This is a genomic window from Paraburkholderia sp. RL17-383-BIF-A (genome assembly GCF_046028015.1).
Taxonomy (GTDB): Bacteria; Pseudomonadota; Gammaproteobacteria; order Burkholderiales; family Burkholderiaceae; genus Paraburkholderia.
The window spans coordinates 292730-312873 of record NZ_JARESR010000002.1 but is presented as its reverse complement, the minus strand read 5'-3'; the positions used below and the strand labels follow the sequence as shown (position 1 = coordinate 312873).

Annotated in this window: 15 protein-coding genes; 7 read left to right on the top strand and 8 right to left on the bottom strand. The window is 63.3% G+C overall.

Features of this window, described 5'->3' with window-relative positions:
- Positions 1-93 precede the first annotated feature (93 nt).
- From lplT to P0D71_RS03585, 3 genes are all read left to right on the top strand, one after another.
- Positions 94-1392 carry a lysophospholipid transporter LplT gene (gene lplT / locus P0D71_RS03595; RefSeq protein ID WP_408479288.1) on the top strand — a complete coding sequence of 433 codons (1299 nt, stop codon included), beginning with the start codon at positions 94-96 and terminating at the stop codon, positions 1390-1392.
- A gap of 159 nt (positions 1393-1551) precedes the next feature.
- Positions 1552-4236 (top strand): DNA mismatch repair protein MutS, encoded by a 2685-nt coding sequence (gene mutS, locus P0D71_RS03590; RefSeq protein ID WP_408479287.1) that lies wholly within the window; start codon positions 1552-1554, stop codon positions 4234-4236.
- A complete protein-coding gene (locus tag P0D71_RS03585) occupies positions 4223-5617 on the top strand; it encodes a hypothetical protein (RefSeq protein ID WP_408479316.1) in 1395 nt (464 codons plus the stop codon). The genes mutS and P0D71_RS03585 overlap by 14 nt, the downstream gene beginning before the upstream one ends.
- Here P0D71_RS03585 and P0D71_RS03580 read toward each other — a convergent pair.
- Complete coding sequence (locus P0D71_RS03580; RefSeq protein ID WP_011488927.1) at positions 5597-6136, bottom strand: FKBP-type peptidyl-prolyl cis-trans isomerase; 540 nt, start codon at positions 6134-6136, stop codon at positions 5597-5599. The genes P0D71_RS03585 and P0D71_RS03580 overlap by 21 nt on opposite strands.
- A 32-nt stretch (positions 6137-6168) precedes the next feature.
- On the opposite strand from P0D71_RS03580, the gene P0D71_RS03575 reads away from it, so the two are divergent.
- Positions 6169-7428 carry a cupin domain-containing protein gene (locus P0D71_RS03575; protein ID WP_091792956.1) on the top strand — a complete coding sequence of 420 codons (1260 nt, stop codon included), beginning with the start codon at positions 6169-6171 and terminating at the stop codon, positions 7426-7428.
- A 232-nt stretch (positions 7429-7660) separates the two neighbouring features.
- Entirely contained in the window at positions 7661-7936 is a 276-nt protein-coding gene (locus tag P0D71_RS03570) for a hypothetical protein (RefSeq protein WP_091792954.1), read from the top strand.
- 156 nt (positions 7937-8092) lie between these two features.
- Here the strand turns inward: P0D71_RS03570 and yoaA are convergent, their stop codons facing one another.
- The 3 genes from yoaA to P0D71_RS03555 form a co-directional block, all read right to left on the bottom strand.
- Complete coding sequence (yoaA, locus tag P0D71_RS03565; protein WP_408301811.1) at positions 8093-10345, bottom strand: DNA repair helicase YoaA; 2253 nt, start codon at positions 10343-10345, stop codon at positions 8093-8095.
- 64 nt (positions 10346-10409) lie between these two features.
- Entirely contained in the window at positions 10410-10628 is a 219-nt protein-coding gene (locus tag P0D71_RS03560; RefSeq protein ID WP_007181361.1) for a DUF465 domain-containing protein, read from the bottom strand.
- 127 nt (positions 10629-10755) lie between these two features.
- Positions 10756-11547 (bottom strand): hypothetical protein, encoded by a 792-nt coding sequence (locus P0D71_RS03555; protein WP_408479286.1) that lies wholly within the window; start codon positions 11545-11547, stop codon positions 10756-10758.
- Between P0D71_RS03555 and P0D71_RS03550 the strand changes: the two genes are divergently transcribed.
- Positions 11546-11980 (top strand): hypothetical protein, encoded by a 435-nt coding sequence (locus tag P0D71_RS03550; RefSeq protein WP_408479285.1) that lies wholly within the window; start codon positions 11546-11548, stop codon positions 11978-11980. The two genes, P0D71_RS03555 and P0D71_RS03550, sit on opposite strands and share 2 nt — an antisense overlap.
- Positions 11981-12144: 164 nt before the next feature.
- Positions 12145-14487, top strand: a complete 2343-nt coding sequence (locus P0D71_RS03545) for a Tex family protein (RefSeq protein WP_408185454.1) — start codon at positions 12145-12147, stop codon at positions 14485-14487.
- 192 nt (positions 14488-14679) lie between these two features.
- On the opposite strand, the gene P0D71_RS03540 is transcribed toward P0D71_RS03545, so the two are convergent.
- The 4 genes from P0D71_RS03540 to P0D71_RS03525 form a co-directional block, all read right to left on the bottom strand.
- Positions 14680-16566 (bottom strand): potassium transporter Kup, encoded by a 1887-nt coding sequence (locus tag P0D71_RS03540; protein ID WP_091792946.1) that lies wholly within the window; start codon positions 16564-16566, stop codon positions 14680-14682.
- Positions 16567-16847: 281 nt separating this feature from the next.
- Positions 16848-17438 carry a phosphoribosyltransferase gene (locus P0D71_RS03535; protein WP_091792944.1) on the bottom strand — a complete coding sequence of 197 codons (591 nt, stop codon included), beginning with the start codon at positions 17436-17438 and terminating at the stop codon, positions 16848-16850.
- A gap of 3 nt (positions 17439-17441) precedes the next feature.
- Positions 17442-18788 carry an adenylosuccinate synthase gene (locus P0D71_RS03530; protein WP_091792942.1) on the bottom strand — a complete coding sequence of 449 codons (1347 nt, stop codon included), beginning with the start codon at positions 18786-18788 and terminating at the stop codon, positions 17442-17444.
- A 204-nt stretch (positions 18789-18992) separates the two neighbouring features.
- Entirely contained in the window at positions 18993-20144 is a 1152-nt protein-coding gene (locus tag P0D71_RS03525; RefSeq protein WP_408185453.1) for an ATP phosphoribosyltransferase regulatory subunit, read from the bottom strand.

Sequence of the window (20144 nt, the reverse complement as noted above, 5' to 3'; positions counted from 1 at the left end):
GCGCCGGCGTGCTCGATGACCGGCTGCATTTCGCGCGTTATTCGCTGCGCCCCGCTTTGCGCCTGACTTCTCGCGCAGCTTCCGATCCGCTTCATGAAAAAAGGCTTCTACACAATCATCGCGGCGCAGTTTGTTTCGTCGCTTGCGGACAATGCACTGTTGATCGCGGCCATCGCGTTGCTCTCAGTGATTCGCTCGGCCGCCTGGGTCACGCCGCTGCTGCAGATTTTCTTCACGGTTTCCTACGTGCTGCTCGCGCCGTTCGTCGGCGCTTTCGCCGACTCGATGCAAAAGCGGCACGTCATGTTCGTCTCCAACGCGTTGAAAGCAAGCGGTTGCCTGATGATGATCGCGGGCGTTCATCCGATGATCGCCTACGGCGTGGTCGGCTTCGGCGCGGCCGCATATTCGCCGGCCAAGTACGGCATCCTCACCGAGCTGCTGCCCGCGGAAAAACTCGTCAAGGCAAATGCGTGGCTCGAATCGGCCACCGTGCTGTCGACCATTGTCGGCACGATGGTGGGCGGCGCGCTGATCAGCACCTTCGCGGACAAATTCGTCGCCCATGCGCATCTGCCACTGATCCGCTCCTCCGCCGACCTCGCCATGTTTGCGACGATGGTGACTTACGCGATTGCCGCCGCGATCAATATCTTCATCCCCGACACCGGCGCGCGTTATGAAAACCGCCTGAAAGAACCGAAGAAGCTGGTCGGCGATTTCTATCATTGCTTTAACGTACTGTGGGCTGACAAACTCGCGCAGATCGCGCTGTGGGTGACGACGTTGATGTGGGGCGGCGCGGTGACGTTGCAGTTGCTGGTGCTCAAATGGGCCAACGTGAACCTCGGCTTGTCGCTCTCGAAAGCGGCGGTCATGCAAGGCGTCACGGGGCTTGGCATCGCGGTGGGCGCGGCGGCCGCTGCCGCGCTGATTCCGTTGCGCAAGTCGCTGCGGGTGTTGCCGGTCGGCATCCTGACCGGTGCGGTGGCGATCGCCATGGCGTTCTACAACAAGGATCTGTTTCCGCCGGGCTCGGGCATTCGCATCGGCTCCTACGTGCTGCCGTTTTACATTATGCTCGCCTATCCGCTGATGATCCTGCTCGGCGCGCTGTCGGGCTTCTTTATCGTGCCGATGAACGCGATTCTTCAGCATCGCGGCGCGACGCTGCTCTCCGCGGGGCATTCGATCGCGGTGCAGAATTTCAACCAGAACCTCGCGGTGCTGCTCATGCTCGGCGCGTACGCGCTGCTGCTCACGGCGAAGATGCCGGCGCAATGGATCATCGTCGTATTCGGCACGTTCATCACCTTCATGATGTGGCTCGCAAAACGGCGCAGCGCGGTGAATGAACGCACGGTGGACATGCGGGCGATGGTGGAAGAATGAGGCAGTGACCGAGACTAAGCCGGCGCTGCGCGGGCCGCTGGCGGTTCGTCGCACCGGCTTGGGGTTCGCCGTGCGGATTGACCATCCGGCCAGGGTCCGTTCGCCCTGACGACAGGTTAAACTCACGCCCTGAACAGCTAACGCAAGAAGACACCGAGGATGGGCATTCAAACCGCAGCGGCCAACGACGTCGCACAACATACGCCAATGATGCAGCAGTATCTCCGCATCAAGGCGGATCATCCCGGCACGCTGGTGTTCTACCGGATGGGCGACTTCTACGAGCTCTTTTTCGAAGATGCGGAAAAAGCCGCGCGTCTGCTCGATCTGACACTCACGCAGCGTGGCGCGTCGGCGGGCAATCCGATCAAGATGGCCGGCGTGCCGCACCACGCGGTCGAACAATATCTGGCCAAGCTCGTGAAGCTCGGCGAATCCGTCGCGATTTGCGAACAGATCGGCGACCCGGCTACGTCGAAGGGCCCGGTCGAGCGCAAAGTGGTACGCGTGGTCACGCCGGGCACACTCACGGACGCCGCGCTCCTCTCGGATAAGAACGATGTCTACTTGCTGGCCATGTGCGTCGCGCACAATCGGCGTGGCGTCGCGACCAGTGTCGGCCTGGCATGGCTGAATCTGGCAAGCGGCGCGTTGCGCCTCGCCGAAGTCGCGCCCGACCAGGTAGCGGCCGCGCTGGAGCGCATTCGTCCGGCGGAAATTCTGGTGGCCGACACGCCCAGCGACTCGGCGAGCTGGACACCGCCGGTCAGCGCGGGCGCCCTCACCCGCGTGCCGGTCTGGCACTTCGACATCACCTCGGGCACGCAGCGCTTGTGCGACCAACTGGAAGTGGCCGGCCTCGACGGCTTCGGCGCGCATTCGCTGACCTGCGCATGCGGCGCGGCCGGTGCGTTGCTTCTGTATGCCGCCGCCACGCAAGGCCAGCAATTGCGTCACGTGCGCAGCCTGAAGGTGGAGTACGAATCCGAATATATCGGCCTCGACCCCGCCACGCGCCGCAACCTCGAACTGACTGAAACGCTGCGCGGCACCGAGTCGCCCACGCTGTGTTCGCTTCTCGATACCTGCTGCACGACCATGGGCAGCCGTCTGCTGCGTCATTGGCTGCATCATCCGCCGCGCGAATCGGCGGTGGCGCAGGCACGTCAGCAGGCAATCGGCGCATTGCTCGACGCGCCGCCGGGCGCCGGCGTCGACGCGTTGCGCGGCGCGTTGCGGCAAATCTCGGATATCGAGCGGATCACCGGGCGTCTCGCGCTGCTCTCGGCGCGGCCTCGCGATCTGTCGAGTCTGCGCGATACGTTTATCGCGTTGCCCGAATTGCGCACGCAGCTCGCCGCCGTTTCGGCGAATGCCGATTCGCTGGCGCGCATCGACGCCTCGCTGGAGCCGCCGCAAGCCTGCGTCGAACTGCTCAAGCGCGCAGTCGCCGAGGAGCCCTCGGCCATGGTGCGCGACGGCGGCGTGATCGCGCGCGGCTACGATGCGGAACTGGACGAGTTGCGAGATATTTCGGAGAACTGCGGGCAGTTCCTGATCGACCTCGAAACTCGCGAGCGCGCACGCACGGGCATCGGCAATCTGCGCGTCGAGTACAACAAGGTGCACGGCTTCTATATCGAAGTCACGCGCGGCCAGACCGACAAGGTGCCGGACGACTATCGCCGCCGCCAGACGCTGAAGAACGCAGAGCGCTACATCACGCCGGAGCTGAAAACGTTCGAGGACAAAGCGCTGTCCGCACAGGAACGCGCGCTCGCCCGCGAACGCTCGCTCTATGACGCGTTGCTGCAGGCGCTGCTGCCTTTTATCCCCGACTGCCAGCGCGTCGCTTCGGCGCTCGCCGAACTCGATCTTCTGGCGGCTTTCGGCGAGCGCGCCCGCGCGCTCGATTGGGTCGCCCCCACGTTCTCGCCGGACGCGGGCATTGAAATCGAGCAGGGACGGCATCCGGTTGTCGAGGCGCAGGTCGAACAGTTCATTGCCAACGACTGCACGCTCACGCCCGAGCGCAAACTGCTGCTGATCACCGGCCCGAACATGGGCGGTAAATCCACCTTCATGCGGCAGACCGCGTTGATCGCGCTGCTCGCTTACGTGGGCAGCTATGTGCCGGCGCGGCGCGCCGCCTTCGGCCCGATCGACCGCATCTTCACGCGTATCGGCGCTGCGGACGACCTGGCCGGCGGCCGTTCCACCTTCATGGTCGAGATGACCGAAGCCGCCGCGATCCTGAACGACGCCACGCCGCAAAGTCTCGTGCTGATGGACGAGATCGGCCGCGGCACTTCAACGTTCGACGGGCTCGCGCTGGCGTGGGCCATCGCGCGGCATCTGCTTGCGCACAACGGCTGCCATACGCTCTTTGCCACCCACTACTTCGAACTGACGCAGCTGCCGGCCGAGTTTCCGCAGGCGGCCAACGTGCACCTGTCGGCGGTCGAGCATGGGCACGGCATCGTGTTCCTGCACGCGGTCAGCGAAGGTCCGGCGAATCAGAGCTACGGCCTGCAGGTCGCGCAACTCGCCGGCGTGCCAACCGCGGTGATTCGCGCGGCGCGCAAGCATCTTGCGCATCTCGAACAGCAATCGGCCGCGCAACCCGCGCCGCAACTCGATCTGTTCGCCGCCCCCATGCCGATGCTGCTCGAAGACGCGGATGACGAGCGCGAGTCGGACGCGGCGCAGGCTGCATCGCCTGCCATGCAGGCGCTTGTGGAGCGTTTGCGCGGCATCGATCCGAACGATCTGCGGCCGCGCGAAGCACTCGATCTGCTGTACGAATTGCATGAACTGGCCGCCGCGCCGGATGCGGGTCATTGACGCACACAGGCGCCCGCAGCGTCCGCGCAAACTTCGCGCGGCGCTGACTCTCGCCCTCAAGCTCTCGGGCAGCGGCGTGCTGAACGCGGGACTCTTCGCGGGGCTGTCTGCGGTGATGTCAGTGGGATTAGCGGCGGGGTTATCGGCCTACGCGCCGGCGGCCTACGCCGACACGCCGCGCTACACGTTCGCGGTCATCGCCAACACGATGCAAAGCGCCGCCGACGAAGCACCGACGCAGCGGCTGATCGACGCGATCAGCCGCGAGCGCGACATGTCGTTCATCGTGTACGACGGCAATCTGAAGGGCGCCAAAGAGGCCTGCCGCGATGCGCTCTACGAACGTCGCCACGCGCTGCTGGAAGCGTCGCGACCCGCCCTCTTCTTCATTCCCGGCCAGCATGACTGGGCCGATTGCGGCACGGCCGAGGCCGGCGGCTTCGACCCGGTTGAACGGCTCGATCAGTTGCGTCAGACACTCTTCAGCGACGCCACGTCGATGGGCCAGAACCCGATCGCGTTGACGCGTGAAAGCGAAGTCTCGCGCTTTCGCCCGTATCGTGAGAACGTGCGCTGGCAAGTGGGCGATACGGTGTTCGTCGGCCTGAACGCGCCGAGTCCGAACAATCACTATCTGACTGCCGGCGGGCGCAACGGTGAATTCGAAGATCGCGTGATCGCCAATGCGTTCTGGCTGGAACACGCCGGCGAATATGCGAAACGCCGCGACGCGCGCGCAATTGTCGTGTTCATTCAAGGCGACCCGGACCCTGAACGTTACGAACGGCCCGACCGTTTCGCATGGCTGCGTTTTGCGCGCAATACCCGCCGCGACGGCTTCCTGGAATTCAAGCGCAGCCTCGTCAAGCTCGCGCAGATTTTCCGCGGGCCAGTGCTGGTGATTCATTGCGACGACGAACGTGCGAGCGCCGGCTTCGTCATCGATCAGCCGCTACGCAATGACAAGGGAATGCTCGTGACGAATCTCACGCGTGTCGCGCTCGCGCCGCATGATCGTCTCAATCAGTGGATTCAGGTGGAAGCGGATCTCGGCAGAAAACCGCCGTTCCGCGTGAGTGTGCGCGACGTGCCGAAGCAGATGCCGATGCCCACGGCGCAGCCTGTTATGCCACGCGACGAACCGGCGGCATCCATGCCGGCTGTACCCGCGCTCGGACCCGCATCGGAATTGCCGCCGCTGTTGCAATCGCCCGGGGACTCGCAACTGGATCAGCAGCCGCGCATACCGGCCGATCAGGGCGGCGGTGGATACGGGCCGGCCACCTCGACCCCGCCCGCCTCCGCTACGCAGCCGCGCACGCCGGGCGCTTCTTCAAGCATGCCCGGCGTGCCCGCCAGTTCAGTGCAGCGTGGGCCCTGACTTGTCCTCTTCGTCGTCCTCGTCATCGTCGAGGACTTCGAGGCCGTCGGCACCGTGCGCGTGTTCGTGCTGGATTTCGTCCTCGGTAGCCGGGCGCACGTCTTTCACGGTCAACGCAAAACGCAGCGCCATGCCGGCGAGCGGATGGTTGCCGTCGAGCACGACTTTGTCTTCCGCCACGTCGGTCACCACGTAGACGAGCGAGTCGAGGTCCTCGTCGCCTTCTTCGGGTGTGCCTTCGAATTGCATGCCGACTTCGAGCGGTTCCGGGAAGCGATCGCGCGGCTCGATCTTCACGAGATCGGGGTCGTACTCGCCGAACGCGTCTTGCGGCTCGAGCTGGATCTGGGTCTCGAAGCCGGCCTCATGGCCGTCGAGCTCTTCCTCGATCTTGGGGAACGTGCCATCATAGCCGCCGTGCAGATAGACCATCGGCTCGTCGCTTTCCTCGATCAGATTGCCCTGCGCATCCGACAGCTTGTAAGCGACCGACACGACGGTGTTCTTTGCGATTTTCATTCGATTCTCCAGAATACAACTCACATTATACGATGCCCAAGCGGCCCACTGACCACCCGGCCGACGCTGCATCGGCACGGAATTCGTCGCCGGCTTCAAAGCCGGCTCTGTCCGCTCTTCCGGTTCTGCCGCCCGCGCCGGACACGCCTACACCGCTGCTCGGCAATCTGACGCCGTCGCAATTCATGCGCCGCTACTGGCAGAAGAAGCCGCTGCTGATTCGCCAGGCGATCCCGAATGTCGAGGCGCCGCTCTCGCGAGAAGAATTTTTCGAGCTGGCCGATCAGGACGAAGTCGAAGCACGTCTGGTCACGCATTTCCGCAATAAATGGCAGCTGGAGCACGGTCCGTTCGCGCCTGACGAACTGCCTTCGCTGAAGCAGCGTGCATGGACGCTTCTCGTGCAAGGTGTGGATCTCTACGACGATCGGGCGCGCGCCCTGCTCGACCGCTTCCGCTTCGTGCCGGACGCACGTCTGGACGACCTGATGATCTCGTATGCAAGTGACGGCGGCGGCGTAGGCCCCCACTTCGATTCCTACGATGTGTTTCTTTTGCAAGTAAAAGGCAAGCGGCGTTGGCGCATTAGCGCGCAGAAAGATCTGACACTGCAAGCCGGCTTGCCTTTGAAAGTTTTACAGAATTTCCAGGCCGAAGAGGAATGGCTGCTAGAACCGGGCGACATGTTGTACCTGCCGCCGCACATCGCGCACGACGGAGTTGCCGAAGGCGAATGCATGACCTGCTCGATCGGTTTTCGCGCCCCGTCCGCAAACGAACTGACCGCGCAATTCCTCTATCATCTGGCCGAGCGCGGCGAGTCGTCGGGCAATGCGGGAGCGCTTTACCGTGATCCGCAGCAGCCCGCTGTGGACCGTCCGGCTGAACTGCCGGCGGCGCTCGTCGAAAGGGTTGGCGCAATCCTTGCTGGCATTAAATGGAAAGAGCAGGATATTGCGTCGTTCCTTGGCACCTATCTCAGCGAACCCAAGCCGAGTGTCGTCTTTGATCCGCCGCAAAGGCCGCTTAATGAAGCACGTTTCATCAGTCAGGCTTTGAAGTCAGGTATTCGGCTGGACCGCAAGACCAATTTGTTGTACAACCGCCGTTTTTTCTTCATAAATGGAGAGGAAACGTCATTCGATGGCGCAAAAAAGTGGTTGTTTGACCTCGCAGATCACCGCTGTATGAGTGCGAAACGCTTTGTAACACTCTCACACGATTCGTCGGTGACAGCACGGCTACACGAGTGGTATTGTGCGGGCTGGATACAAGTGGGCGAGCTTGCGTAACTCCGCCTACCTGCTATACCGTACAGTGAAATTTTGTATGAGAAAGACAACGTATTGACCCCGGATTTATGGATTGTCAGTACGAAAGTGCATATAATTTCCGCCCAAGCCGTAGGGAAGATTCCAGCTCGTCAAAAGAGCGTCTCCACCAGCGGCCCAGGTCGGTGTTGGAGCACATTACCGGTTTTATTTTGCGCTGTTGCTTACCTTTAAACCATAAAAGGACGTGATCATGAAGAAATCCCTCCTCGTAGCATCCCTGTTGGCAGCTGTGGCACTGGCTGCATGCAACAAGAGCAACGACCAAGCCGCTGCCCCGGCTAGCGACGCAGCTGCTGCTTCGGCACCGGCTGCTGCAGCTTCGGATTCGGCTGCTGCTGCTTCGGGTGCTGCTGCTGCTGCGAGCGACGCTGCTGCTTCGGCTACGACCGCTGCTTCGGACGCAAGCGCTGCTGCTTCGGACGCTGCTGCTTCGGCTGCTGCTCCGGCTTCGGGCGCAAGCCAGTAAGCTGCTGCATAGGGTTCGCCTCTGGGCGAAAACTGCATCGGGAAATCTTCGCGATTTCCCGGGCAGTAAAGCAAAACGCCACGGATTTACATCCGTGGCGTTTTGTCATTTAAGCGCCGCTTTTTACAACGGCGTTCATTGATTCCGATTGGCCTATTAACCCGCTGTTTGATTCTCTTCAAAGAACTCGCGCACGACTTCGATCTCACGTGTGCGTTTAAATGGCGGCAGACTCTGCCAGATACGGCGTCCATACGGTTTATCGACGAGACGCGTGTCGCAGATCATCAGCACGCCTCGATCGGTCTCAGCGCGAATCAGGCGCCCCGCACCCTGCTTCAGCGTAATCACGGCCTGCGGCAACTGATGCACGGCGAACGGGCTCAAGCCCTTCTTGGTCAGCGCGTCGAGACGTGCGGACAGAACAGGATCGTCGGGCGGCGCAAACGGCAGCTTGTCGATCACTACCAGCGACAATGCGTCGCCGCGCACGTCCACCCCTTCCCAGAAGCTCTGACTGCCCACCAGAATCGCGTTGCCGTAAGAGCGGAAACGATCCAGTAATTCGGTGCGGCTTGCATCGCCCTGCACGAGCAGCGGATAGTCCCAGCCACGCGCTTCGATCGTGTCGCGCAGCTTGGCCGAGATGCGGTCCACGGCGCGCAGCGTCGTGCACAACATGAAGACGCCGCCGCCCGATGCCTCGATCGCCGGCAACGCGGCGTCGAACACGGCGTCGGTGAACATCGGCGAGGACGGCTGCGGCAAATTGCGCGGCACGTACAGCAGCCCCTGAGTCGGATAATCGAAGGGACTGGGCAACGTCATGGAACGTTTCGCATTCAGGCCCATTTGCGCGGCGTAGTGCGTGAAATCGCCGCGCACCGACAACGTGGCCGACGTGAAAATCCACGCGCGCGGCACGCCGGCGCGCTGCTTCGCAAAGATCGGCGCAACTGACAATGGCGTTTCGTGCAACTGCACGGTATGCGAGAAGACTTCGATCCAGCGCACCTTTTCATTCGGGTCGGCGCGCTCGGCCTTACCGTCGGCTGACGTAGCGTCGGCGGCCTCGCGCTCGGTCTGCGTGGGCGGCGTGGTCCAGCCGGCGAGCACACCCTGCAGTTCGCGCGCACGGCGCAGACACGCGCCGATCGATTCAGCGCGCTCGGCCTGACCCGCCAGCGCGGACGCGAGCGCGTCGAGTTCGGTTTCGAGCGTTTCGAGCGCGGGGAACAGCGGGTGGTCGTCCGGCAACTGGCCGATCGACAGGCGCACCGAGTCTTCCTTGAACGCGAGCCGGACGTCGCGCGCTGCGCGTTCGAGCGTCGAGCCCAGCGTGACCCAGTCGACCGTTTCACGCGCATGGCCCAAACCCTCGGCCACCGAATCGCGAGCAAGCTCGAGAAACTGCGTGGTCGAAAGCGTCTCGCCGAAAAAGAGCGTCGCCGTTTCGGGCAACTGATGCGCTTCGTCGAAAATGATGGTGTTGGCGGTGGGCAGCAGTTCCGCCATGCCCGTATCGCGCAACATGATGTCGGCGAAAAAGAGATGGTGGTTGACCACCACAATATCCGCCTGCTGCGCCTCGCGGCGCGCCTGCATTACGAAGCAGTCCTTGTAATGCGGACACTCCTGGCCGAGACAGTTTTCGCGCGTCGACGTGACCATCGACCACACCGCCGCTGTTTCGGGCACGCTGGCGAGTTCAGCCTTGTCGCCAGTGCGCGTGATCTTCGCGAAACGCACGATATCCTGCAGATACGAGGTTTCCTGGCGCGACGGCAGACGGCCGTTATCCGCGGTGCGCTGCAGATAGTAGTGGCACAGGTAATTCGCGCGGCCCTTGAGCATGGCGACCGATACCGGCACCGCGAGCGCATCGCGCACGGTCGGAATATCGCGCTGAAAGAGCTGGTCCTGCAGATGCTTCGTGCCGGTGGAGACGATCACCTTGCCGCCCCACAGCATGGCCGGCACGAGATACGCGTAGGTCTTGCCCGTGCCTGTACCCGCTTCGACGATCAGCGTGTTTTCGCTGCCGTCGAGCCCGCCCGATTCGGCGCTCTCCGCAGCCTCGGCGGTGGCGTCCGCGCCCGGTGCCTGCAGACGCCGTGCCGGACGCTTCTGCGCCTCGAACATCGCGGGCTCGGGCATTGCGCGGCCCGACGCTTCCATGGCCGCAGCCACGGCGCGCGACATTTCGATCTGCGACGCCCGCGAGCGGTAGCCGTCGATCTGACGGGCCAGCAAGCCGTTGTCGGCGAAGATCTCGTCCAGTTCAACGACGCGGCGCGGATTCAGCGACGCGCTCAGTGCGGACGCGACAGGACGCGACGCAGGCGCATTGGCTCCGGCTGCGTCGTCGCCCGGCGTGGCACGGGATGAAGTTTCAAGCGGTGAATTCAAGGCAAGCGTTTCCTGCAAAGTCCGGCTCGCGCGGCGCGCGCCCGGCGCCTGCCAGGCCGCGAACTCAGGCGCGTGCGTCCGGTTCGAGCTGCAACTGCAGCAAGATGATGGTGTCCTTGACCTTGAGTTTGCGCTTTTTCAGGCGCTGCAACTCGAAGTCGTCGATGCCGGGCTCATCCGACATTCGGTCGATCAGGCGATCGAGCCCACTATGCTCCGATTCCAGTTGCAGAATGCGGTCGCGAAGTGTGTCCGCGTTGATGACGTGATGTTGATCGCGCATACTCGCCTCCTCTCGTCTACGGAGCGGGCGGCGTGTGCAGCCCGATACCTGAGGTTGCTGTCCGGCTTAAAACGCATTACGGCGACTACGGCCCTGCCACACACGCTCAGGGCCCACTCCAGCACGCTTACTGCGGTTGTTGTTGCTGCTGCTTTTGCTGCTCTTCGAGCTGCTGCTGTTTCAACGCGTCCTGACGTTTCTGCTCGGCTTTCTCCGCCGCCTGCTTCTGACGCGCTTCCACATCGGCCTTGTGCTGCGCCGCGTCGGCCTGCTTCTTCTCGAAGCTCTGCTGCTTCTGCACGCGCTCCTGCGCCTTCTGCGCACCTTGCGCACGCGCCTCGTCGAGCTTGCGTTGGAAGTCGGCCTGCTTCTGATCGTACGCCTGCTGGTTGGCGGCGGCCTGCGACGGGCTGACGCCGCGCTGCGCCTGATCCAGCGCATGCTGACGCTGCTTCTGCTGATAGGCCTGCTCATTCGCGCTGCGCTGCGGCGCCTCGGCGGCGCGCTGCGCCTGATCGAGCTGATGCTGGCGCTGCTTGTCCTGATATGCCTGCGCGTTGCGCGCGTCTTCGGCGGCGCGTTGCGGTGCGCCCGCTTCTTCCTGGGCACGCTTGAGCGCGGCCTGCTCGTCGCGGTCGCGGGCGCGCTGCGTGCGCTGCTCACCGTCGAGCGCGAGTTGTTCCTTGCGGATGTCGGCCTGCACCGAGCGCATGCTGTCGCGTGCCTTGTTCAGGCAGTAGTTGACGAAGAACTTGCTGTAGCAGTCGTGTTCCGCGACGCCATAGCGATAGTTGTTCTCCTCCGTGCGCTGATCCAGGACTTTCTGCCGGGCGTCGAAGCCGCTGTTCGGCGAGGCCGCATTGCCGGCGCTGTCCGCACCGCCGGCGTTCGTCCCGCCCTGCGCATTCGTGGCGCTCATGGCCCCCACGCCCGACGCAGCGGCCGGGGCGAGCGCGCCCGCGGGCCGCGCGGCGCTGCTGCTTGCCGGCAGCACGGACTGCGCCACGGCCGGAATAGGCGCGGCCAGCGCGGCGGCGAGAACGCACGACGCACACGACGCGAGCAATACGCCATTAGAAAGGAACGCGGACCTGAACACCGGGCGCGAAGCCGCCGCGAGCGAGCCGAGCGGTGAGCGCAACGAACGCGCCGAAAAACGCGGCATGGAACGCAGCACGGAACGCATCAGCGAGCGCGATAAGAAACGCGACGATAAAAACGGCGGCAATGGAGTCAAGCGCGGTGTCAAGCGAGAGACCAAGCGGGAGCCCAGGCGGTTGAGGGACAAGGAGATCGGCAACGTCGTAGAGGGTCAGCGGAACATGCCCGAAATTCTATCACCCTGCGGTTGAGCCCTTTTGCATTTATGGCAAAATGCCCCGCTCCAGCAACCTGGTCGCAGCGCGCACGCCCGGCGTGCCCGGACGTGCCCCACGTGCCTCATTTGCCCTAACGTGCCCACATGTGCGGTTAGCGCGCGGCCCCTGAACTGAGTCCGCAGGAACACCAAGACCTTATGACGGAAACCGTAGCACTCAAGATCGTACAGCGCATCGCCGCCGAACTGTCCGTCCAGCCGCGCCAGGTCGCGGCCGCGGTGCAACTTCTCGACGAAGGAGCGACTGTTCCGTTCATCGCCCGCTACCGTAAGGAAGTGACCGACAATCTCGACGACACGCAACTGCGTAACCTCGAGGAACGCCTGCTGTATCTGCGCGAGCTGGAAGACCGGCGCGCCGCGATCATCGCCAGCATCGACGAACAGGGCAAGCTCACCGACGAGCTGCGCGCGGCGATCGAAGGCGCCGACAGCAAGCAGGTGCTGGAAGACCTGTATCTCCCGTACAAGCCTAAGCGCCGCACACGCGCGCAGATCGCTCGTGAAGCCGGCCTGCAGCCGCTCGCCGACGCGCTCCTCGCCAATCCGCTGCTCGACCCGCAAACCGAAGCCGCCGCCTACGTGGACGCCGAAAAAGGCGTCGCCGACGTCAAGGCCGCGCTCGACGGCGCACGCGACATTCTCTCCGAACAGTTCGGCGAAACCGCCGAGTTGCTCGGCAAGCTGCGCGATTACCTGTTCAATCAGGGCGTGGTGTCGTCGAAAGTGGTGGAAGGCAAGGAAAACGCCGAAGAAGAAAAATTCCGCGACTACTACGACTATGCGGAAACCATCCGCACCGTGCCGTCGCATCGCGCGCTGGCGCTGTTCCGCGGCCGCAATGCGGGCGTGCTGATGGTCAAGCTGGGCCTCGGTGAGGAACTCGACGCGCAGGTGCCGCATCCGGGCGAAGCGCTGATCGCGCGCCACTTCGGTATCGCCAATCAGAACCGTCCGGCCGACAAGTGGCTCTCCGACGTGTGCCGCTGGTGCTGGCGCGTGAAGGTGCAGCCGCACATCGAAAACGAACTGCTGACCAATCTGCGCGACGAGGCCGAGCACGAAGCGATCCGCGTGTTCGCGCGCAATCTGAAGGACCTGCTGCTGGCCGCGCCCGCCGGACCGAAGGCCGTGATCGGCCTCGACCCGGGCATGCGCACCGGCGTGAAGGTCGCGGTGGTTGACCGAACCGGCAAGGTGCTCGCCACCGACGTGATCTATCCGCACGAGCCGCGCCGCGACTGGGACGGATCGATCGCGAAACTCGCGCGCATCTGCGCACAGACGCAGGCCGAACTGATCAGCATCGGCAACGGCACGGCGTCGCGTGAAACGGACAAGCTTGCGAGCGAACTGATCGCGCGTCATCCGGAATTCAAGCTGCAGAAGATCGTGGTGTCCGAAGCCGGCGCGTCGGTGTACTCCGCCTCCGAACTCGCGGCGAAGGAATTCCCCGACATGGACGTGTCGCTGCGCGGCGCGGTGTCGATCGCGCGCCGTTTGCAGGATCCGCTCGCGGAACTCGTGAAGATCGAACCGAAGGCGATCGGCGTCGGCCAGTATCAGCACGACGTGAACCAGCGCGAACTGGCCCGTTCGCTGGATGCCGTGGTCGAAGACTGCGTAAACGCCGTCGGCGTGGATGCGAACACGGCGTCCGTCGCCCTGCTCGCCCGCGTCTCGGGTCTGAATGCCACGCTGGCGCGCAACATCGTCGATTATCGCGATGCGAATGGTCCGTTCCCGTCGCGCGAACATTTGCGCAAGGTGCCGCGTCTGGGCGACAAGACGTTCGAGCAGGCAGCCGGGTTCCTGCGCATCAACAATGGCGAGAATCCGCTCGACCGCTCGTCGGTTCACCCGGAAGCGTATCCGGTCGTCGAACGCATGCTCGCGAAAATCAGCAAGCACGTCGGCGAAGTGCTGGGCAACCGCGACGCGTTGCGCGGGCTGTCGCCCGCGGAATTCGTCGACGATCGTTTCGGCCTGCCGACCGTGCGCGACATTCTGCTCGAACTCGAAAAGCCGGGCCGCGATCCGCGTCCCGAGTTCAAGACGGCGACCTTCCGCGAAGGCGTCGAGAAGGTCAGCGACCTGACGCCGGGCATGGTGCTCGAAGGCGTCGTGACGAACGTAGCGGCATTCGGCGCGTTCATCGACATCGGCGTGCATCAGGACGGCCTGGTGCACGTGTCGGCCATGTCGACCAAGTTCATCAAGGACCCGCATGAAGTCGTCAAGGCCGGCCAGATCGTCAAGGTGAAGGTGCTCGAGGTGGATGTGAAGCGCCAGCGTATTGCGTTGACCATGCGCATGGACGACGAAGTCGGTGCGGCTTCGGCGCGCAGCGGCGGCGGCGCCCAGCAGGATCGCGGCGCGGGTCGCTCAGGCGGCGCACGCGGCGCGCCGCAACAGCGTTCACGCGAACCGGAAGCAGGCGGCGCGATGGCGGCTGCATTCGCCAAGCTCAAGCAGAAGTAAGATCGCTGGTTAAGCGCGTGATTTTTTCATGCGCTTGTAGTGCACGTTGCGCTTGTCGAGCACGGTAAACCGCGGTGCAGAGCACTGCGCAATTTGACTCAGCCGAACATGCGGCACATAAAAAAGCCCACGCATTCGCGTGGGTTTTTTTTCGCCCCGGCATCTGGGGCGTTCATGAATCAACGGCGACCGTCAGATCTCAATCTTCGTCCCCAACTCCACCACCCGGTTGGCCGGAATACTGAAGAAGTCCGTCGGCTTCGCGGCATTCTGGTGCATCCACGCGAACACGCGCTCTCGCCACACCGACATGCCCGGCAACTGAGTCGGCACCACCGTTTCGCGCGCGAGGAAGAACGACGTGTCCATCAATTCGAAAGTCATGTCATGCGTGCGGCCGACTTCGAGCAGCACCGCCTTCACGTCCGGCGTTTCGTTGAAGCCGTAGGCCGCCTTGACGAGATACAGGCCACCGTCGATATCCTTGACCGTCACACGTTCCGCGTCGTTCACGTACGGAATGTCGCGCGTCACGAAGGTCAGGAAAATGGTGCGCTCGTGCAGCACCTTATTGTGCTTCAGGTTGTGCAGCAGACTCACCGGCACGAGCGAATCGCTGCCGGTCAGATAGATCGCCGTGCCCGATACGCGATGCGGCGGATGCGCGAGCAGCCCTTGCAGGAACGGCATGAGCGGAATACCGTCGGCCGCCGTGCGTTCCTTGACGATCATGCGCCCCTTGTACCAGGTCATCAGCAGGAAGAACAGCAACGCGCCGATGCCGAGCGGCAGCCAGCCGCCCTCCTCGACCTTCAGCAGATTGGCGCCGAAAAAGCCCAGATCGACCGTCATGAATACGCCGATGATCAGCGCCACCAGCAGCTTGTTCCAGTTCCACACTTTCACCATCACGACGCAGGCGAGCACCGTGGTGATCACCATGGTGGCCGTCACCGCGATACCGTACGCGGCCGCGAGATTGTCCGAACTCTTGAACGCAATCACGATGCACAGAATGATGAACAGCAGCATCCAGTTCACCACCGGCACATAGATCTGGCCGATCGCCAGTTCAGACGTGTGCAGAATCTTCATACGCGGCACGTAACCGAGCTGGATCGCCTGGCTCGTGAGCGAATAGGCACCGGAAATCACCGCCTGTGAGGCAATCACCGTCGCGACCGTGGACAGCACCACCAGCGGCAGCAACGCCCAGTCCGGCGCGAGCAGGAAGAACGGATTTTCGATCGCTTTCGGATCGTGCATGAGCAGCGCGCCCTGGCCGAAGTAGTTCAGCACCAGCGACGGCATCACGAGCACGTACCACGCCATGCGAATCGGCTTCGCGCCGAAGTGGCCCATGTCGGCGTACAACGCTTCGGCGCCGGTCAGCACCAGCACCACCGAGCCGAGCACCACGTAGGCCTGCAGCACGTGCGCGGCCATGAAGCTGTAAGCGTAGTACGGGTTCAGCGCGCGGATCACGTTCGGCGACTGCAGAATGTGCCACAGGCCGAGCGCCGCGAGCACCACGAACCACAGCACCATGATCGGACCGAACAGGCGGCCGACCATGGCCGTGCCGTGCCGCTGGATCCAGAACAGCAGGATGAGGATCACGATGGTCAGGGGCAACACCAGATGCGACAGATTTGGCGCCGCAATCTCCAGACCTTCGACCGCCGAGATCACCGAGATGGCGGGCGTGATCACCGCGTCGCCATAGAACATGCAGGCGCCGAAGATGCCGAGCATCATCAGCAAGCCGGCCATTTTCGACTTCTCGTCGAGCGAGCGCAGCGCCAGCGCCATCAGCGCGAGAACACCGCCCTCGCCGTTATTGTCCGCGCGCATCACGAACAACACGTACTTGATGCCGACCACGATCACGATCGCCCAGAACAACAGCGAGATCACGCCCAGAATGGATTGCTCGGTCAGCGGAATGCCGTGGGATGGACTAAAGGCTTCCTTCAGCGAGTACAACGGGCTCGTGCCGATATCGCCGAATACCACTCCGATCGCAGCGATGGCGAGGGAAGGCAGAGGCTGTTTGTGCTCGTGATTGTTATCTGTCATAAACGCGAGGAAATCCGTTCCCTGGGCGAAAAAGCGACCGCTATTCTAAACTGCCCGCCTGACGCCGCCCGGCTTGTTGTGGATACACCACGAGATGGTCCGCGAAGTGTAGCACCGCGATATGGGCGCGTCTGCTGGGCGGGCCGTATTAGCGGCATCGCCGATGCGCAGTTTGCGAAGCACGCGCGCACGGCGCGCACATAAAAAAACGGAGCCCAATGAGCTCCGTTTTGCGAGACAACGCGGGGGACGACGCAACGATTTCGGCGCCGAAGTTCGCATCACTTCTCCGACGACTCCTGCGCTTGCGCCGTGCCACGCTTGATCCATGCGCCGAGGTTGTGCGGACGAACCGTGTCCCATTCCTCGAACGGCTGATGAATCCACGGATTGGTGGGCAGGTACTGCACGTGGTAGTCGGGCTTCACCTTCGAGCAGCCCTTGTACCAGAGCACCGCCGAACGCACCGCGGTGATCGCCGGGTAACGCTCTTTCAGATGCTGCTGAACACGTGCGAGCGTCACGCCCGAATCCACCAGGTCGTCGACCAGCAGCACGTTGCCGTGCAGTTCGCCACGCGTCATGGTGATGTATTGCGCGATATCGAGTTCGCCCTGCTCCGTGCCGGCCGCTTCACGATACGAACTCGTGGCAAGAATCGCCAGCGGCAGATCGTAAATGCGCGAGAGCTGATCGCCAACGCGCAAACCGCCGCGCGCGAGGCACAGGATCTTGTCGAATTTCCAGCCCGACTCGTGCACCTGCAACGCGAGCATTTCGATCAGCCGGTGATACTCGTCCCAGCCGACCCACAGGTTCTTGTCATCGTTGCGCGGATCTTTCATCGCAATCATGGGTACACCTTGCACCATGGCTTAAACCTTGAACGGATGACGAAGCAGAATGGTTTCGTCGCGATCCGGACCGGTCGACACCATGTCGATCGGAATGCCCGCGACTTCCTGCACGCGCGACAGATACGCACGCGCGTTCGCCGGCAGCTTGTCCCATTCCTTGATACCAACCGTGCTTTCCTTCCAGCCCGCGAAGGTTTCGTACACTGGCACGCAGCGCGCGACTTCCGACGAACCACGCGGCAGCAGGTCGACATGCTGGCCGTCGACCGTGTAGCCGACGCACAGCTTCACTTCGTCCAGACCGTCGAGCACGTCGAGCTTGGTCATGCACAGACCCGACACGCCGTTGATCTGGATCGAACGGCGCAGCGCGGCGACGTCGAGCCAGCCGGTGCGGCGCGGACGGCCGGTGACCGAACCGAATTCCTTGCCGACGGTGGCCAGTTCGAGGCCGATCGCTTCCTGACGGGCGGCGTTGTCCGCGTCGTACAGTTCGCTCGGGAACGGGCCCGAGCCGACGCGCGTGCAATACGCCTTGGTGATGCCGAGAATGTAGTTCAGCTTTTGCGGACCGACGCCCGCGCCCGCCGTGGCTGCGCCGGCCACGCAGTTGCTCGACGTGACAAACGGATACGTGCCGTGGTCGATGTCGAGCAGCGTGCCTTGCGCGCCTTCGAACAGCAGGTTGCTGCCGTTAGCGTTCGCGTCGTACAGGCGGCGCGACACGTCCGTCACCATCGGCTTCAGACGGTCGGCATAGCTGAGCATTGTGTCGAGCGTTTGCTGGAAGTCGACAGCGGCGACACCCAGGTATTGCGTCAACACAAAGTTGTGATAGTCGAGGTTTTCACGCAGACGTTCGGCGAAGGTCTCCGGCTCGAACAGGTCCTGCACGCGCAAACCGCGGCGCGCCACCTTGTCTTCGTACGCCGGGCCGATGCCGCGGCCGGTGGTGCCGATCTTGCCCGCGCCACGGCGCGCTTCGCGGCCCTGGTCGATGGCGATGTGGTACGGCAGGATCAGGGTGGTGGCTTCGGAAATAAAGAGGCGATTCTGAACATCGACTCCGGCGGCTTCGAGCTCGCCGATTTCCTTGAAGAGCGCTTCCGGCGACAACACGACGCCATTGCCGATGTAGCACGCGACGCCGGGATGCATGATGCCCGACGGAATCAGACGCAAGATGGTTTTCTTGCCGCCGATGATAAGCGTGTGACCGGCATTGTGACCGCCCTGGAAGCGAACGACGCCTTGAGCGTGGTCCGTCAGCCAGTCGACGATCTTGCCCTTGCCTTCATCACCCCACTGGGTCCCCACGACGACGACGTTACGCCCGGGGTTCACATTCACTGCGCTGGCAGACATGTTGTTTCGTAAGCTGGTTAAAAACGTATTCTACCTATGTTCGCGGAACCTTCCGAATTTTTCCGTTTCCGCTCAACGGTATGCACGTTATGTTGGGTATGGCGAAAGTAGCGCGGCCACTGGCCGCGCCCTGCTTCGGCGACACATTCGACGCCGTCTGACATGCCCTGAGGATCGCCCTCGGGCGGGTCTGCCGGAACGCGCTCAGGCGCGCGGTTCGACGACCCAATTACCGTTGCGCTCGACCAACACACGGTCGAACGCGAATTCGTCGAGATCGTGCTCATGGCCGGGCAGCGCCTGAACCACCACCTCGCCGGCATCTCGCAACGCGGCGACGCTCACGCGCAGCGCCTCGTCATGCTGCCACGGCGCGAGAATCGCGCTGCTGCGCGCTTCGACCGGTGAAATCCGCGCCACCTCGCGCAGATCGAGCGAAAAGCCCGTGGCCGCCCGTGCGCGGCCGTACGCTTGACCCACGTGGTCGTAACGGCCGCCGCGCGCTACGGCATTCGGCACGCCGTCCACATACGCCGAGAACATCACGCCGCTGTGATAAGCATAGCCGCGCAGATCGGCGAGATCGATCATCACTTCGGCGCCCTCCACCTGGCTCGCGAGGAACGTGAGGTCGTCGAGCGCACGGGCAATGGCCGGCATATTCGGCAAGCGCGCGCGGGCTTCGTCGAGCACGGACGCGTCGCCGTACAGCGTGGGCAGCGCGCGCAACGCGTCGCGAATCGCCGGCGTGAGGTTCGCCGTGAGTTCGACGAGGCGCGGTACGTCTTTGCCCGCGAGCGCGTCGTAGAGCGACTGCCCCAGCTCGGCCGCGGCCGGTTCGGCTTCGATCAGCGCGGCGAGCACGCCCGCGTGGCACAGATCGAGGCGAACTTTCGCGAGGCCCGCCAGACGCAGTGCGTCGAGCATCAATTGCTGGATTTCGAGGTCGGCTTCGAGGCCGGCGTGGCCGTAGATTTCCGCGCCGATCTGGATCTGCTCGCGCGTGGCGTGCAGGCCGCGCGGCCGCGTATGCGCGACGTTGCCCGCGTAGCAAAGGCGTGTCACGCCCTGGCGATTCAGCAGATGCGCGTCGATTCGCGCGACCTGCGGCGTAATGTCCGCGCGCAGACCGAGCGTGCGTCCCGACAGTTGATCGACGAGCTTGAAGGTGCGCAGATTCAGATCGTGACCGCCGCCCGTGAGCAGCGACTCGAGGTACTCGAGCAACGGCGGCATGACCATTTCGTAGCCGTACGAACGGAAACGGTCCAGCAAATGGCGCCGCAACTCTTCGATCTTGCGGGCTTCCGACGGCAGCACGTCGGCAATATTCTCGGGAAGTAACCAGGTCGACAT

Excerpts from the sequence above, each read along its gene's own strand:
- lplT (WP_408479288.1), top strand. The coding sequence starts at position 94 with ATGAAAAAAGGCTTCTACACAATCATCGCGGCGCAGTTTGTTTCGTCG.
- mutS (WP_408479287.1), top strand. The coding sequence starts at position 1,552 with ATGGGCATTCAAACCGCAGCGGCCAACGACGTCGCACAACATACGCCA.
- P0D71_RS03585 (WP_408479316.1), top strand. The coding sequence starts at position 4,223 with ATGCGGGTCATTGACGCACACAGGCGCCCGCAGCGTCCGCGCAAACTT.
- P0D71_RS03580 (WP_011488927.1), bottom strand. The coding sequence starts at position 6,136 with ATGAAAATCGCAAAGAACACCGTCGTGTCGGTCGCTTACAAGCTGTCG.
- P0D71_RS03575 (WP_091792956.1), top strand. The coding sequence starts at position 6,169 with ATGCCCAAGCGGCCCACTGACCACCCGGCCGACGCTGCATCGGCACGG.
- P0D71_RS03570 (WP_091792954.1), top strand. The coding sequence starts at position 7,661 with ATGAAGAAATCCCTCCTCGTAGCATCCCTGTTGGCAGCTGTGGCACTG.
- P0D71_RS03560 (WP_007181361.1), bottom strand. The coding sequence starts at position 10,628 with ATGCGCGATCAACATCACGTCATCAACGCGGACACACTTCGCGACCGC.
- P0D71_RS03550 (WP_408479285.1), top strand. The coding sequence starts at position 11,546 with ATGGCCCCCACGCCCGACGCAGCGGCCGGGGCGAGCGCGCCCGCGGGC.
- P0D71_RS03555 (WP_408479286.1), bottom strand. The coding sequence starts at position 11,547 with ATGAGCGCCACGAATGCGCAGGGCGGGACGAACGCCGGCGGTGCGGAC.
- P0D71_RS03545 (WP_408185454.1), top strand. The coding sequence starts at position 12,145 with ATGACGGAAACCGTAGCACTCAAGATCGTACAGCGCATCGCCGCCGAA.
- P0D71_RS03540 (WP_091792946.1), bottom strand. The coding sequence starts at position 16,566 with ATGACAGATAACAATCACGAGCACAAACAGCCTCTGCCTTCCCTCGCC.
- P0D71_RS03535 (WP_091792944.1), bottom strand. The coding sequence starts at position 17,438 with ATGGTGCAAGGTGTACCCATGATTGCGATGAAAGATCCGCGCAACGAT.
- P0D71_RS03530 (WP_091792942.1), bottom strand. The coding sequence starts at position 18,788 with ATGTCTGCCAGCGCAGTGAATGTGAACCCCGGGCGTAACGTCGTCGTC.
- P0D71_RS03525 (WP_408185453.1), bottom strand. The coding sequence starts at position 20,144 with ATGTCGACCTGGTTACTTCCCGAGAATATTGCCGACGTGCTGCCGTCG.